At 70.0% G+C, this 15399-nt stretch carries 11 protein-coding genes; 1 reads left to right on the forward strand and 10 read right to left on the reverse strand.

Annotated elements, in window-relative coordinates; translation table 11 throughout:
• Positions 1 to 33: 33 nt before the first annotated feature.
• The 4 genes from ACZ4O3_RS28925 to proB all read right to left on the reverse strand — a co-directional run bounded on the left by ACZ4O3_RS28925 (position 34) and on the right by proB (position 3791).
• The gene (locus ACZ4O3_RS28925) at positions 34 to 609 is read right to left on the reverse strand and encodes an SCO2584 family spore wall biosynthesis protein (protein ID WP_467724998.1); all 576 of its coding nucleotides are present in this window, start codon (positions 607 to 609) and stop codon (positions 34 to 36) included.
• Positions 610 to 760: 151 nt separating this feature from the next.
• Positions 761 to 2047, reverse strand: coding sequence for a glutamate-5-semialdehyde dehydrogenase (locus ACZ4O3_RS28930; RefSeq protein ID WP_467725000.1), 1287 nt, complete (start codon positions 2045 to 2047; stop codon positions 761 to 763).
• A gap of 87 nt (positions 2048 to 2134) precedes the next feature.
• Positions 2135 to 2563 (reverse strand): hypothetical protein, encoded by a 429-nt coding sequence (locus ACZ4O3_RS28935; protein ID WP_189261483.1) that lies wholly within the window; start codon positions 2561 to 2563, stop codon positions 2135 to 2137.
• Between the two features lie 124 nt (positions 2564 to 2687).
• On the reverse strand, positions 2688 to 3791 hold the full coding sequence (gene proB / locus ACZ4O3_RS28940) for a glutamate 5-kinase (protein ID WP_467725128.1): 1104 nt from the start codon (positions 3789 to 3791) through the stop codon (positions 2688 to 2690).
• Between the two features lie 257 nt (positions 3792 to 4048).
• On the opposite strand from proB, the gene ACZ4O3_RS28945 reads away from it, so the two are divergent.
• Positions 4049 to 5446: a polysaccharide pyruvyl transferase family protein gene (locus tag ACZ4O3_RS28945; RefSeq protein ID WP_467725001.1), complete on the forward strand. Its 1398-nt coding sequence runs from the start codon at positions 4049 to 4051 to the stop codon at positions 5444 to 5446.
• 27 nt (positions 5447 to 5473) lie between these two features.
• Here ACZ4O3_RS28945 and ACZ4O3_RS28950 read toward each other — a convergent pair whose 3' ends face one another.
• The 6 genes from ACZ4O3_RS28950 to ACZ4O3_RS28975 all read right to left on the reverse strand — a co-directional run bounded on the left by ACZ4O3_RS28950 (position 5474) and on the right by ACZ4O3_RS28975 (position 15213).
• Positions 5474 to 6634: a glycosyltransferase family 2 protein gene (locus tag ACZ4O3_RS28950; protein WP_362732299.1), complete on the reverse strand. Its 1161-nt coding sequence runs from the start codon at positions 6632 to 6634 to the stop codon at positions 5474 to 5476.
• Positions 6635 to 7014: 380 nt separating this feature from the next.
• Complete coding sequence (locus ACZ4O3_RS28955) at positions 7015 to 9099, reverse strand: hypothetical protein (RefSeq protein WP_467725129.1); 2085 nt, start codon at positions 9097 to 9099, stop codon at positions 7015 to 7017.
• Positions 9100 to 9281: 182 nt separating this feature from the next.
• Positions 9282 to 10781, reverse strand: coding sequence for a bifunctional cytidylyltransferase/SDR family oxidoreductase (locus tag ACZ4O3_RS28960; RefSeq protein ID WP_362729219.1), 1500 nt, complete (start codon positions 10779 to 10781; stop codon positions 9282 to 9284).
• A 323-nt stretch (positions 10782 to 11104) separates the two neighbouring features.
• Positions 11105 to 12280: a hypothetical protein gene (locus ACZ4O3_RS28965; RefSeq protein ID WP_467725003.1), complete on the reverse strand. Its 1176-nt coding sequence runs from the start codon at positions 12278 to 12280 to the stop codon at positions 11105 to 11107.
• A gap of 217 nt (positions 12281 to 12497) precedes the next feature.
• Positions 12498 to 14048 (reverse strand): alkaline phosphatase D family protein, encoded by a 1551-nt coding sequence (locus ACZ4O3_RS28970; protein WP_467725005.1) that lies wholly within the window; start codon positions 14046 to 14048, stop codon positions 12498 to 12500.
• 244 nt (positions 14049 to 14292) lie between these two features.
• The gene (locus ACZ4O3_RS28975) at positions 14293 to 15213 is read right to left on the reverse strand and encodes a LysR family transcriptional regulator (RefSeq protein ID WP_467725007.1); all 921 of its coding nucleotides are present in this window, start codon (positions 15211 to 15213) and stop codon (positions 14293 to 14295) included.
• Positions 15214 to 15399 lie beyond the last annotated feature (186 nt).

Genomic DNA, 15399 nt, shown 5'->3' on the forward strand with positions numbered 1-15399 from the left:
TGACAGGTTCTCACCAGAACGGGCAATGGCCGCTCAGGGGGTGTGCGGGACCGCGGAGACCGCCGACTGGGCCGGACGGGAGTACTCGGCGGACGCGGAGGGTGCCGCCGCGGTGCCTTGCTGTTCCAGGCCCGTGGTGGGGGGCCGGGGCACCTGGTCGCGGCTGCCGCCTGAGGAGGCGCCGCGGTAGACCGCCGCGAAGGCCAGCGCGACCATGCCGATGCCCATGACGACGGCGAGCACCCAGGCCACGGGGCGGTGCCAGCGGACGTGCTTGCCGTACGCCCCTGGGGCGCCGTAGCGGTGTTCGAGTACGTCGCCGTCGTCCAGGTCGTCGAGATCGGCGCTGTGGCCGACGTCGTGGCCGTCGGGGCCGTAGCGCTCGCCTGTGGCCCGGGCACGGCGGGCCTCGGCCTCGGAGGCCTCGGCTCTGGCCTGTGCTGCGGCCAGGAGACGCTCCACGGCGGTCGGCTCGTGGATCACGGCCGCCTTGACGAAGGCCTCGTCGAAGACCACGGCGTCGAACTCTTCGTCCGACATCCCGCGGTCATGGTCGTCGTCGGGCTCCCAGCCGTCAGGGAACGGCGTGCCCCCCACGTCCTCCGGCACGGGTCCAGAGTAGACCTGGGGGGTCAATTTGGGCAGACGGTATGGAAATTCGTAGGCCTCGTGAGACACCCCTCACGCCCGCGGGGGGCCGCGTACGCCCCCTCCGCGCGCCCGCACGCCGTAGAGCGAGCGCGGTTGGGCCGTACGGGTGTCAGCGGCGGATGTGACCGTCGCCGGTGACGATGTACTTGGTACTGGTCAGCTCCGGCAGGCCCATGGGGCCGCGGGCGTGCAGCTTCTGCGTGGAGATGCCGATCTCGGCGCCGAAGCCGAACTGGCCGCCGTCGGTGAAACGGGTGGAGGCGTTCACGGCGACGGTGGTGGAGTCGACCAGCTGTGTGAAGCGGCGGGCCGCCTGCTGGGAGGTGGTGATGATCGCCTCGGTGTGCCCGGAGGTCCACAGCCGGATGTGCTCGACGGCCCGGTCGAGGGAGTCGACGACGGCGGCGGCGATGTCGTACGACAGGTACTCGGTCTCCCAGTCCTCCGGGACGGCCTCGACCACGGTCGCCTTGGAGTCCTTGGCGTGGGCGAGGACGCGTTCGTCGCCGTGCACGGTGACGCCGGCCGCGGCGAGGGCCTCCAGCGCGCGCGGCAGGAATTCGGCGGCGATGTCCTGGTGCACGAGGAGGGTCTCGGCGGAGTTGCAGACGCTGACCCGCTGTGCCTTTGAGTTGATCAGGATGTCGATCGCCATGTCGATGTCGGCGTGCGCGTCGACGTAGACGTGGCAGTTGCCGGTGCCGGTCTCGATGACGGGGACCTTGGACTCCATGACGACGGTCTGGATGAGGGAGGCGCCGCCGCGCGGGATGAGCACGTCGACCAGGCCGCGGGCGCGCATCAGCTCGTGGACGGACTCACGTCCCTCTCCGGGCACCAGCTGGACGGCGTCGGCGGGCAGCCCGGCGCCGCCGACGGCGTCGCGCAGGACGCGGACGAGGGCGGCGTTCGACTCGTGGGCGGAGGCGGAGCCGCGCAGCAGGACGGCGTTGCCGGACTTGAGGCACAGTGCCGCCGCGTCGACGGTGACGTTCGGGCGGGCCTCGTAGATGATGCCGACGACGCCGAGCGGGACGCGGACCTGGCGCAGGTCGATGCCGTTGGGGAGGGTGGAGCCGCGGACCACCTCGCCGACCGGGTCGGGCAGCTTCGCGACGTCACGGACGTCGGAGGCGATGGCACGGACCCGCTCCGGGGTGAGGGTGAGGCGGTCGACGACGGACTCGCTGGTGCCGTTCTCGCGGGCCTTGGCGATGTCCTTGGCATTGGCCTCGACGATCTCGCTCGTACGGACCTCCAGCGCGTCCGCGATGGCGAGCAGCGCGTCGTCCTTCCCGGCACGCGGCAGCGGCGCGAGGTCGGCGGCGGCGGCCTTGGCACGGTAGGCGGCCTGGGTGACCGGGGACATGGCGTCGTACGGCGAGAGCGTGGTCATGGGGGAAGGGTAGTGCGCGCGGGCGGCCCGTTCATGGGTTGTTCCACACCGCGAGACGGAGTCAAAAGGGGGCATTCACGGTCATCGTCAGAACGGGTGGATACCGACCGGTGTCGCCGGTGGCGGACCGTAGCCCTCGGCGATCCGCTGGTGGTAGGTGGTGCGGTCGATGACTTCGAGGCCGACGATCTCCCAGGCCGGCAGTCCGGCGGTCTGGCGGTGCTCGCCCCACAGGCGCAGGGCCACGGCGGCGGCGTCGTGGAGGTCGCGGGCCTCTTCCCAGTAGCGGATCTCGGCGTGGTCGCACGCGTACCGGCTGGTGAGGAGGAACGGGTGGTCGTGGGCCAGTTGCTCGAGGCCGCGGCGCAGTTCCGGCAGGGGGACCTCGGCACCGCAGACGCTGAGGGTGACGTGCCACAGACGGGGCAGGTCCTTCGGCTCCTCGTAGGTGTCCCCGGCCGCGACGCTCGTCAGAGCACCGCGGGACGCCGCAGCCCCAGGGCGCACTCGTCTCACGACGGCCTCCTTCAGCTGTGCTCGTGCGAAACGTGGTCCTGAGACAAAGTTGAGCAGGCCGCAAGAGTTCGCGTGGCGGTTTTACGGAACGTCCCCCACCGGGGTCCGTCGTTATGCCCCGTTTTTACGGGTGGAGGATCACCAGGTCGTCCCTGTGTACGACCTCCCGCTCGTACGCCGGGCCCAGTTCGCGCGCCAGCTCCCTGGTCGAACGCCCGATCAGCTGGGGGATCTCCTTGGCGTCGAAGCTGACCAGGCCCCGGGCGACCGCGCGGCCCCGGGCGTCGCGCAGTTCGACCGGGTCACCCGCGGCGAACTCGCCCTCCACGGCGGCGATCCCGGCGGGCAGCAGTGACTTCCGGCCTTCGACGACGGCACGGACGGCGCCGTCGTCGAGGGTGAGGGAGCCCTGCGGGGTGGAGGCGTGCTGAAGCCACAGGAGACGGTCTGCGGACCGTTTGCCGGTGGGATGGAAGTAGGTGCCGGTGTCGCCGCCGCAGAGCGCGTCGGCGGCGCGCACGGTGCTGGTGAGGACGACGGGGACGCCCGCGGCGGCGGCGATCCGGGCGGCTTCCACTTTGGTGACCATGCCGCCGGTGCCGACGCCCGCCTTCCCGGCGCTGCCGATCTCGACGCCCGCGAGGTCCTCCGGGCGCCTGACCTCCGCTATCCGCGAGGTGCCGGGCCTGCTCGGGTCACCGTCGTAGACGCCGTCGACGTCGGAGAGCAGCACCAGGAGGTCGGCGTGGACGAGGTGGGCGACGAGGGCGGCGAGACGGTCGTTGTCGCCGAAGCGGATCTCGTCGGTGGCGACGGTGTCGTTCTCGTTGACGACCGGGAGGGCGCCCATCGCCAGGAGTTTGTCGAGGGTGCGGGAGGCGTTGCGGTGGTGGGCGCGGCGGCTCATGTCGTCGGAGGTGAGCAGGACCTGGCCGACCCGGACTCCGTAGCGGGCGAAGGAGGCGGTGTAGCGGGCGACGAGCAGTCCCTGGCCGACGCTGGCGGCGGCCTGCTGACGGGCCAGGTCCCTGGGCCTGCGGCGCAGGCCGAGCGGGGCGAGGCCGGCGGCGATCGCTCCCGAGGAGACGAGGACGACTTCCTTCTCCCCGCCGCGGCTCTTGGCGAGGACGTCGACGAGTGCGTCGACCCGGTCGGCGTCGAGGCCGCCGGAGGCTGTGGTCAGCGAGGAGGAGCCCACTTTGACGACGATCCTGCGGGCCTCGCTCACGGCCTGCCTTGCGGTTGCCACGTCCTGTACCCACTTCCTTGCGCGTGGCAGCAATCTACGCGAACGGGACCGTCGTCCGGCCGCCCCGTCCAGCCTCCGGACACGGCACGGACGCCGTCCGGATGCCACGACGGCCACGGCGGTGCGTAGTCCTATGATCACGTACCGAACACGGCAAAAAAGTTGTGTTGACTGTCCATGGAAATTGAAACGAACTTAAAGTTAACTTGAAGTTTGTGTCATCTAAAGATCGCAGCGTGAAGCGCATTCTGCTCAGGTCGGGCAAAAGTCCCTACGACGCCATCAGCGTCGAGGAAGCCCTGCACCGGGACGTCATAGCCACCAACTCGGGCAACCTGATCTTCAGCGATGCCGCGCACAAGATTCTCGAGACTCCGGGCACCGAGGTCGTCTCCAACGGCATGCCCTCCGATGTCTCCGCCGCCGGACGGATCAACGAGGAGTACGACGCCTTCGTCATCCCGCTGGCCAACGCCTTCCGCCCGTCCTTCGAGAGCGCGTTGAAGCGGATGACCCGGCTGATCTCGAAGCTGAAGATCCCGGTGGTCGTGCTCGGCGTGGGCGCGCAGACCGGAGTCGGCTACAACCCGGACCGGCTCAAGCGCATCGAGCCGACCGTGCGGGACTTCTGCGCGGCGGTACTGGAGCGCAGCGCGTCGATCGGTGTGCGGGGCGAGTTCACCGAGCAGTACCTGAAGGACATGGGATTCAAGGACGTCGAGACCATCGGCTGTCCTTCCCTGTTCCTGTACGGCGACCAGCTTCAGGTGCACAAGAAGGCGCTGGAGTTGACGCCGGAGTCGCGGATCGCGATCAACGGCTCGCACAGCGCGGTACGCGCGCAGGGCCTGGACCGGATCATCACACGCACCCACGAGCGCTACCCGCACCTGCGGTTCGTGGGCCAGAACCTCAGTGACGCGCGGCAGTTGCACTGGCGGGACCTGTCGGACCCGAACGCCGCGGTGACCGCGATGCCGACGCATCCGGACCACCCGATGTTCCGCGAGGACAAGGTGCGGGTCTACGTCGATCCCCTCACCTGGATCGACGACCTGCGTTCCTTCGACTTCTCCTTCGGTTCGCGCATCCACGGCAACATCGCGGCGCTGCTCGCCGGCACGCCGGCCACCGTGCTGTGCGGTGACTCGCGGACGCTGGAGCTGTGCCGTTACTTCGAGATTCCGCACCGACGGCTGGACCAGGCGGTCAAGGACCTCGATTCGGCGGACCCGGCGAAGCTGTACGCGGAGGCGGACTTCGGCGGGCTGGTCGGCGGCCACCGGGAGCGCTTCGAGCGGTTCACCGGGTTCCTCGACCGCAACGGTCTGCAGAACACCTTCACGCACGGCGACGGCGGCGCCGCCTTCGACGAGCGGATGCGCGCGCTGGCGTTCCCGGCGGGCATCCGCCCCTGGAACGAGGCGGACATCGCCTCGCTGAGCGGGCGGTTCGGCTGGCTGCACAGCCGTATCGACGAACTGTCGCTGGACAACGCCCGGCTGCAGAAGGAACTGGCGCGCTCGGGAGCCCGTGCCAAGGCGGCCGCCGTGCCGCCGCAGGCCTCGGTCTACCGGCGGGCCCGGCGGGCCGTGGGCAGGCCGATACGGCGGGCGCTGGGGTCGGGCCAGTAGGCGCCGGGCCGGACGCCCGGCGCTCGGTCAGGCCGCCGCCGCTTTGACCTCCCGGGTCGGCAGCGATCTGCGGAGCCTGCGCAGGGCGCGCCGCAGGAAGGTGTTGGCCGCGTCCTCGCGGTAGCCCGCGACGGTGCGGGCCTCGCGGGGCTCGGCGAGGTAGATCCAGTCGGGAACGCCCGCCGCCCTGGCGCGGAAGTGCGGGTAGGCGAAGTAGACGCGGGTGCCGCGCTTCTCCACGAGGGCCCCGGCCTGCTTCTTGGCGCGTACGAACTCGACGACGTCCAGGAGGAGGTCGGGGCGCTGTACGGCGACCAGGTGGAGCCGCAGCCGTTCGTGGACCCTGAGCCGGCGGGCGATCTCCGGATTCCAGTGGGCGTCCATCAGCGGCTTGGCCAGCTCCATTTTCCTGCCGCGCACTTCGTCGCTGTCCTTGAGGAACCTGGGGCCGAACTGCGGGAGCAGGGTGACCAGGAAGGGCCGGACCATGAGTGCGTCACGACGCGGTCCGGCGGGGACCATGTCGGCGATCAGGTTCATCAAGGCGCGTGCCGAGTCGAAGCGGAGGGTGTAGCTGCCGCTCTTGGTGACGTGTTTGCCGTCCTCGCGGCCGACCAGGTAGTAGCAGGGGTAGTCGGCGACCACGGAGACGCCGTCGGCGCGCAGGTAGGCCTCCATGGTGAACAGCGCGTCCTCGCCGGTCCACAGGGACTCGTCGAAACGCATGCCGTGCTGTTCGAGAAGCGCGCGGCGGAACAGCTTCTGCGCACTGAGCGTGAACTTGACGTTGGAGGAGAAGACGTCGGTACGGTCGAGCGTCTTGCCCCACATGGACCGCGGGGGTTTGCGGTTGATCCCCTCGACCTTGCCGAGGACGACGTCCGTGCTGTTCTTGTCGGCCATGGCGACCATGCGCGCGAGGGCCTCGGGGCCGAGCCGGTCGTCGGCGTCCAGGAAGAACACGTACCGGCCGGCCGCCTTGCCGAGGCCGACGTTGCGGGGACCGCTGGGGCCGCCGGAGTTCTCCTGTCGGATCACGGTCACCGGCATGGCCGCGCGGGCCGCGAACTCCTCCAGGTACTCCCCCGTGCCGTCGGTCGAGCCGTCGTCGACCGCGATGACCTCCATGCGTGCCGGGTCGAGGGTCTGGCGCTCGACGGAGGCCAGGCATTCGACGAGATACGGCATCGCTTCGTACGCCCCGATGATCACAGTCACATCAGGCTGCGTAGCGACGGTCACATTTCCCCCTAGTCAATGATGCGTTCCCCCTGCGTCATCTCGATCGCAACGTGTCAGATGACCGACCGGCGCAACCGGTTGCCTTGGGGCGCCCCTCCAGTGATACACGTCACATGACGAGCAGCAAGCCGTGCGGTGTACAGCGGGTTACGTCGGACAGTACGGACGCCCGGTAAGAGCTGCTCACCGAAGACTGCGAAGCATGGGTAAGAAGAACGGCGCCCATGACCAAGCAGAGGTAAGACGTGACGCCCGGAGAAATGCCGACGGGCTCGGTCCCGGGATTCCTCCCGGGACCGAGCCCGTCGGCGGCGTGGTGCGAGCGGTCAGCCGGTCGGCGTGCCCTCGGCCTCTCCGGCGGCCTTCACCGGGTCGCCGGGCAGCACCTCGGCGAGTTCGGCCGCCTCGGGGTCACCGGCCGCGATCCGGGCTTCCTGGCCCAGGTTGCGGGTCTCGGCCTTGCGGGCGAGCGCGGCGACCGCGGCGTTGAACTGTTCGATGGAGGTCGGCTCGTCCGGTCCCAGCAGGTACTGCTTGAGTTCGTCCCGTTCCAGTGCCAGGGGATCGGCCGACGGGTCGCGTACGGCGTCCAGCAGGGCGTCCAGTTCCCTGGCGCTGTTGGAGAGGATCACGGCGGCGCGCACGGCGGTGTTCGCCCGCTTGAACTCCTCCTCGCCGACTTCGGCGGAGTCGGTGACGGCGTACGGCTTGCCGCTGGCGATGAAGTCGGAGACGACGCTGGAGATGTCGGAGACCATCGCGTCGGAGACGTTGAAGCAGTCGTACAGGCGCGGTTCGGCGCCGGTGACGACCCGGTGCTGGTGGTCGGGGAAGGAACGCCAGTGGGCGTCGTTCCACTCGGCCCGAAGCCGCGCGATCTCCTCGTGCTTCTGCAGGTCGACGACGTCGTCCCGGCTGGCCTCGGCCTCGTCGCGCTTCTCGCCGCCGACGCCGGCCAGCTCGGCCAGGCGGGCCTCGATCCGCGTCAGGTCGGCCTGTGCCGCCGTCTGGGCGGCCGTGTCGGCGGTGAAGCGGGGGTCGGTGGCGCGCTTGGCGGCGGCCTTCTCCAGGAGGGCGGTGACGCGCCGGTGGGCGGCGCCGGCCTTGGCGCTGACGGTGCCGGTGAAGGGGTGCGGCTTGTAGAGGACGCGGACCGGCGGGTCCGCCTTGACCAGCTTCTTCACGATGTTCTCGCCGGCGAGAACCAGGGAGGTGTTGCCGGGGTTGCCGTCCCAGCCCTCCCAGGTGGGCGCGTAGAGGATGGTGGGGCAGCGGTCCTCGGCGGCGGCGGCCGGACGGCTCTGGATGGGGGCCAGCTGCGGGCGGCCGACCTCGACGATGTCGTCGTCGCGGACACCGACGTCGGCGATGGCGTAGCGGTCGCGGCCCGCGCGGCCCGCGGTCCACACCTCGTCGTAGACCTTGCTGAACGGGTTGACGCTGGCCAGCTTGTCGCTGTCGCCGTGGCCGATGAAGACGTGCTTCATGGTGGGCACGCGCAGCAGGTGGATGTTCTTGCCGACGTTGGCCGCGTAGAGGGCGACACGGACCGTGGCGAGGTCCAGGTTCATCAGGTGTACACCGCCGGGCACGCAGATGACGGGGACCGTGGTCGGGGCGAGGTTCTGCAGGATGACCCGCTCGCGCAGCAGGACCAGTGGGCGGGAGTCCAGCTGTTCCATGGTCTCCAGCCACATGTTGACCTGGTAGGCGGCGTCCTTGGAGCCGGAGAAGTACAGCACGGTCTCGGGCTTGTACTGGCTCATCCAGTCGTCGACGGCCGCGAGCACCGCGTCCGCGTCCGGCGGGGTCTTGCGGCCGCGCACGTAAGGCATCAGTACCAGGACGTACAGGCAGCCCAGGGCGAGGGTGAGGCCGATGCCGACGAAACCGGCGATCGCGTTGTCCGTGATCGCCGACACGAGCAGGCCGACGACGGCCGCGAGGTCGAGGTGGAGCATCTTCTCCGCGGAGCGGTCCAGCAGTCCCTGCGGCGGGGCGTCCGGGATCCGGATGCGGGACTTCAGGTCGACGTTGCGGGTGGCGACCGGCATCCGGCGGCGGTTGCGGATCAGCTGGACGAGCGCGCCGTGCGGGGCCTGCAGGCCGTAGAAGGCGATGAAGCAGGCGATCGCGCCGTAGAAGATCAGGTCGTTCGACAGGGCCATCCGGGCCAGCAGCAGGATCAGCAGCAGCTGCCGGATCAGGAACCGGATCGACAGACCGGCCCGGACCTTGCTCAGGCGGTTGATGAGGTAGCTGCCCTTGCGGTGCAGGTAGTGGTCCGCCAGGTACGTGACGGCGGCCGCGGCCGCGAAGGCGTAGACGCTCGGGACGAGCGCGGCGACCATGAGGACGGGGAAGCCCAGCATCATGAGTGCCGCCGCGGCCAGCTCGGCCGCGCTGCCCACCCGGGCGACGCGAATAGCGGTGGATATCACGGAGAACCTTTTGCTGACAAAAAGGCCGGAATTGACCTTGCGGGCAATCTGGATGGTTGTCGATCGGGGATTCTTACGGTTCAGGCCCCTGTGATTGCTCCGCGAACGCGCAGCCACAGAGGCCTGAATTACAGATGACTAAGGGACGTCGATTATGCCACGCCGTCCTGTCGGTCCAGGACACTGGCCAGCGCCTGCTCGAACCCGGAGGCCTGACCGGCGGCGGCCGTCGGATCCTGCTGGCGGACGTCGATGACATGGCCGGTGAGTTCGGACAGCAGCACGTCGAGGGAGGTGCGGGCGACGGCCTCGGAGGAGAGCAGCGAGCCCGACGGCTCCTGGCCGAACGCCTTGGTGCGCATCGGGGTGGCGGTGCGCTCGGGGTTGATGCAGTTGACGCGGATGGCGTCGCCGGCCCACTCGTCGGACAGCGCCTGGGTGAGGTTCACCATGGCGGCCTTGGTCGAGGAGTAGAGGCTGTACTCGGCGCGGCCGCGGGTGTAGCTGCTGGAGGTGTAGAGCAGCAGCTGGCCCTTGGTCTCGGCGAGGTACTTGTAGCTGGAGCGGGCGATCTGCACCGGGGCCAGGTAGTTGACCTTCAGCGCCTCCTCGATGGTGGCGTTGTCGGTCTCGGCGAGCTTGCCGATGCGCAGCACGCCCGCCGTGTTGACGACGTAGTCGATCCGGCCGGTCTCGGCGTACGCCTTGGAGAGCGCGTCGTCGACCTCCTCCGGGTTCTCCACGTGGGTGCCGGTGGTGGAGCGGCCCAGGGCGTAGACGTTCGCGCCGTAGGACTCGGCGAGTTCACCGATGTCCTTGCCGATGCCGTACGAACCGCCGAAGATCACCATGGTCTTGTTGGTGAGCAGCGCGCGGTAGTCGTCCTCGCCGTTCTGCTCGGGCGCGGCCGTGGAGGCGAGCTGGAAGAGCTTGTCGGCGATGAAGACGTCGACGGGCTGAGTGACCTTCATGTTGTACTCGTCGCCCGCGACGACGTGGATCGGCACGTCCGGCAGGTACTTGAGGACGACGGAGCAGTCGTCGGTGGCCTGGAAGTTCGGGTCGCCGTCGGCGACCTGGTAGGCCCGCTTGATCGTGGACAGCTTGAACGCCTGCGGAGTCTGGCCGCGGCGCAGCCGGGAGCGGTCCGGGATCTCGGTGATGAACTCGCCGTCCTGGCCGTGCGTCCGCGTGACGATGATGGTGTCGGCGGACGGGATGGCGACGTCCACGGCCTGGTAGCGCTCCAGTGCGGCCACGCAGTCGTCGATGACGCGCTGCGACAGCAGGGGGCGTACGGCGTCGTGGAAGAGGACGTTGAGGTCGTCACCCTCGGCCAGGCCCTCGCCGAGGGCCGCGATGGCGCGCTCGGTGGTCTCGTTCCGCGTGTTGCCGCCCTCGATGATCTTCTTGATCTTCGTGAACCCGGCCTTGGCGACGATCTTCTCGACGTCGGGGACGTAGCCCGGCGCCATCAGCACGATGATGTCGTCGATCGAGTCGGCCTTCTCGAAGGTGGTCAGGGTGTGCTCGATGACTGCCTTGCCGGCGATCTTCAGCAACTGCTTGGGGATCGACAGACCCACCCGCTGGCCGGTGCCACCGGCCAGGATCACTGCGGTGGTTCGGGGCTTGGCTATGTGCTGTGACACAGGTGACCTACCTTGGGGCATCAGGGAACCTGGAAATGGTCCCACTTCCGGTTACCGGTGTGCAAGGTGAGCGCCGTCCGGTGCATATGTGCCCGCAACCTTTCATTCACCTTGCGGCGCTGGTGATGGGCGTCGCCCCTCAGGCATACAAGAAAGTTCCGTGAATTTGCTGTGAGTAACTGCACAAGTCATTCCGATTGCTGTGAGTGATGCGTGGCACGTCACAGCTGTGCTAAGACGTGCAGTGTGCACGCCTTAGCACAGCTGACTCGACCCGCTCGGGACCCTTTGCCGCAACCAGGCTGTCCGCACACGGGACCGGCTCAGCCCCGTCGCAGCTTCTTCAGACATCGGTGCCCCAGCACCCGTATGAGTTCCTTCGACGACGTCTGGTGCACCGTGCGGGATTTCGCCTCTGCGGTGTGGCGCACCGGGGCCGCGGCCGCCGCGGCGAGTGCGCCGTACAGGGCCTGGGCGGCGACCTCCGGCGCGATGCGGGCCTCCGCGACGGCCGGGCCGGCGACCCCTGTGCGCTGCCGGGGATCGGCGGAGAGCAGGGACGGGTCGCCGACGACGCGGACGCCCGTGGCGCTGATGCGTTCCACCATCTCCGCGCCGATGCGGCCGGCGGCCTCGGCGGCCCAGTCGGGGGTGGAGATCTTCACGTCCTCGGCGGTGGGACTGCACGTGTTCTTCATATGCATGACGGCACCGTTGCGGACGAGCTTGGAATAGAGCTCGTCCGGCAGCCCATTGCCACGGAATTCCACGTTGAGCTTTCGCAGCATTTCCGTCTCGGCGAGGGTCAGGGAGCGGTTCGCCGTGTCCGGGACGGGCCGGAGGAGGTTTTCGGGCAGGCCGAGCAGCGCCTCGAAGGTGCGCATCAGGCCGTCACGGTCGCGGTCGTCGACCACGACGACGGTGAGCCGGTCGGCGCCGACCGCCCGGATCCAGCGTTCGACGAGCCGGTCGTGCCGGTGCCGGCGCCAGAAGCTGGGGGTGGGCTTCTCGCAGGGGGCCTTGCGCAGCATGTGGTCCAGCCAGTCCTCGTACCCCATGCGCAGCCCGTTCTGCACGTACTGCTGCCACTGCGAGGGCATGATCCGGGCGATCGGGCGCAGGGTGACGAGGACGTGGACGCGGTCGCCGCCGAGCTGCTCGACGACGCGGGCGGCGGTCTCGTCGTCGCAGGCGTCGGCGAAGAACTCGCTGCTGATCACGGAGGTCCGGGAGCCGGTGGCCTCGACCTGCCCGATCAGTCGTGTCCAGTGCTTCTCGGTGGGCGCGATGTCGCCCATCATCGCGGGCCGGGCGCAGGCGGCCAGGGCGGCCTCCATGGGGTGCCGGCTGGTCGCCGGGAACTCCACGCCGTGCTCGGGCAGCTTGCCTTTCGCGGCGAACAGGGCGCCCTGGACGGCCGTGGTGCCGGTCTTGTGCGGGCCGATGTGCAGCAGGCGGGTGCCTGCGGGCACGGCGACCAGGGGACCGGTGGGGCTCACGGAGCCTAGGGGGTCTAGGGGGCCTAGGGGGGCGTTGTTCACCGGGCTTCGCCTCTCGTGCAGTCCGTCTCCATGGTCAACGAAAGGTAAGAGGTTCACCTTGGGTTCACCTGAGAGAAGCCTGGGACACAGATGAGTCCCAGGCTCCCGTTCCACGGACTTCACTGTCGGCGCGCCCGGTTCGCCCGTCACGGGGACCGCATGCCGGACGCGCCCGTCAGACGGCCTGTACGCCCGGCTCGTCCGACTCGACACGCAGGGACGCGAAGGTGCTCGCGGTGGCCTGCGGCCTGACGACGGTGTCGACGACCCGCACGCGCGCGTCGATGCCGTCGCGGCGGATGTCGAAGAGGTGGTAGCCGCGGTGGGCGTCGATGACCTTCCAGTGCGGGTTGTCGGGCTTCAGCGGGTCGAACTGGGCGTGGAAGGCGGCCTGGTCCTGGTCACCGTTGCTGGAGACGGAGGTGCCGACGAACTCGGCGCCGACCACGTCCGACGACGGGTCGGCGAAGTCCTTCTTCAGGTCGCTGATCATCGTGAGGTGCCGGTCGCCGCTGAGCACGACGGGATTGCGGATCGAGGCGAACTCGCCCAGCAGGGCGTTGCGCTCGGCCTGGTAGCCGTCCCAGGCGTCGTAGTACCAGAGTTTTCCGTCACCGGGCAGGATGTCGGTCTCGGCCATCATGATCTGCGAGGCGATCAGGTTCCAGCGGGCCGGTGAACGGTGCAGACCGTCCAGGAGCCACCGCTTCTGCGCGGCGCCGAGCATGGTGAGGGAGGGGTCCTCGGCGGCCGCCTGGCCGGTGACCTGGTCGCTGCGGAACTGCCGGGTGTCGAGGACGTTGAGCCGGGCGAGGCGGCCGAACTCCAGGCGGCGGTACATCTGGATGTGCGGTCCGTCGGGGATCGCGGTGGCGCGGACCGGCATGTGTTCGTAGTAGGCCCGGAAGGCGGCGGTCAGCCGGGCGACGAACGCGTCGTGGGACTGCTTGTCGGGGTCCTGCGGGACCTGGCCGGCCCAGTCGTTGTCGACCTCGTGGTCGTCGAAGGTGACCACCCAGGGCGCGTTCGCGTGCATCGCGGCGAGGTCGGGATCGCTGCGGTACTGGGCGTAGCGGTTGCGGTACTGCGCCAGGGTGTAGGGCTCTCCGGTCCCCTCGTGGCGGCGCGGGCCGGCCGAGGACGGTGTGGACTCGTAGATGTAGTCGCCGACGAAGATGACGACGTCGGGGTCCTGGGCGAGCATGTCGGCGTACGGGGTGAAGTAGCCGTGCTGCCAGTTCTGGCAGGAGGCGAGGGCCATGCGCAGGGAGCCCCCGGCGGCGTGGGGGTGGGGTGCGGTACGGGTGCGGCCGGCCGGGGAGATCCGGCCGCCGGCGCGGAAGCGGTACCAGTAGGTGCGGCCGGGGCGCAGTCCTCGTACGTCCACGTGCACGCTGTGCCCGTACTCGGGCCGGGCGTGGGCGGTGCCCCGGCGGACGGCCCGGCGGAACCGCTCGTCCTCGGCGACCTCCCAGGCGACGGGGACGACGGTGTCGGGCATGCCGCCGCCGTCGAGGGGGTCGGGGGCCAGCCGGGTCCAGAGCACGATGCCGTCGGGGAGCGGGTCGCCGGAGGCGACACCCAGGCTGAACACGCCGTCGGGCAGGGGGGTTTCGGCCGCCTGTGCCGAGGCGGGCAGCCAGAGCTGGGCGGATGCGGCGGCCGTGAGGACGGCGGCACCGGCGGTCAGAAAGCGGCGACGGTCGGGCGATGGTGCTCCGGTCATGCGCGGACTCCCTTGCCACAGTGGTCTCGTGAACGGTCTGGCCTTCGGAAGCTCCCACGGGCGGACGTCCCGCGCGCTGAACGAAAGCATTCGTGCGCATGACAACTAGGGGGACAGCGGGCGACCCCGCTGCCAGAGGAACAGACCTCTGGAACCCCGAAGCTGACGCCATCTCGGCCGCGTCACCCCACGTCGGTCCCCGTCGCTCCGCGCGGCCGAGACCCTGGCGCCCCGCCACCCCACGTCAGCCGTGGCGGGGGACGGCCTCCGTGGGGACGGTGGCCGTGACCGCCGACGCCAGCCGGTCGCGGAACCAGCGGTGGCCCGGGTCGGTCGAGTTGCGCGGGTGCCAGGCCATGCCGAAGTCGAGGGGATCCAGGTCGAGCGGGATCGGGAAGGTGCGCAGGCCCAGCGCCTCGATGGTGTCGTCGAGCCAGCCGGCGACGGTGAGCGCGACGAGGTCGGCGGTGCGGGCTGGCATCATCGCGCTGATGTGACTGGGGACGACGACGGCGATACGGCGTGGGAGGCCGAGTCCGTCGAGGGCGCGGTCGATGGGGCCGAGGCGTCCTCCGTGCCGGGAGATGCCGATGTGACCGGCGGCGGCGAACCGGCGGACGGTGATCCGCCCCTGGAGAAGCGGGTGTCCGGCGCGGGCGACGCCGACCAGGGTCTTGCGGGTGAGCCGGCGAGTGCGGATCTCGGGGTCCAGGTGGCCGAGGACGCCCAGTTCGACGTCGACCAGGCCCCGGCGCAGCGCGGCACCGCCCTCCAGCGCCTCCGGCACGAAGACGACGTCCACGTGCGGGGCCTCGGCGTGGACGTGGTCGGCGAGGGTGCCGGCCAGGCCCACGAGGAGCGGTTCGGTGGTCTGCACGGTGAAGGTGCGCCGGAGACGGACGGGGCCGAAGCCGGCGCCCGGCCGCAGGACGTCGTCGCAGCCGCGCGGCAACTCGGCGGCCTGGGCGCAGGGTTGGAGGGCGCGCGGGGTGGGGACCAGGCCCTGCCCTGCACGCACCAGCAGCGGGTCGCCGACGGCCCGGCGCAGCCGGGCGAGGGTGCGGCTGACCGCCGCGGGCGAGGTGCCGAGGCGCTCGGCGGCCCGCGTCACGCTGTTCTCCTCAAGCAGGGCGCCCGGGACCCGCAGCAGATTGAGATCGATCAAGGTCGCCCTCCTGAGCTGCGTCTTTGCGCATGCGGCAATGATTTGCTGCTCGTCCTTGCATGGCTCGGGGCGGTGTGCCGCGGACGGTGGTGCTCGCCGACGGGAGCGGGGGCGGCGGACCGGCCCCGGGCGAGCTCGCCGCGCACCATCACGACGAGAGGCATGTACGTGTACGTCATCACCGCA

The organism is Streptomyces sp. NPDC026515, from assembly GCF_055567595.1.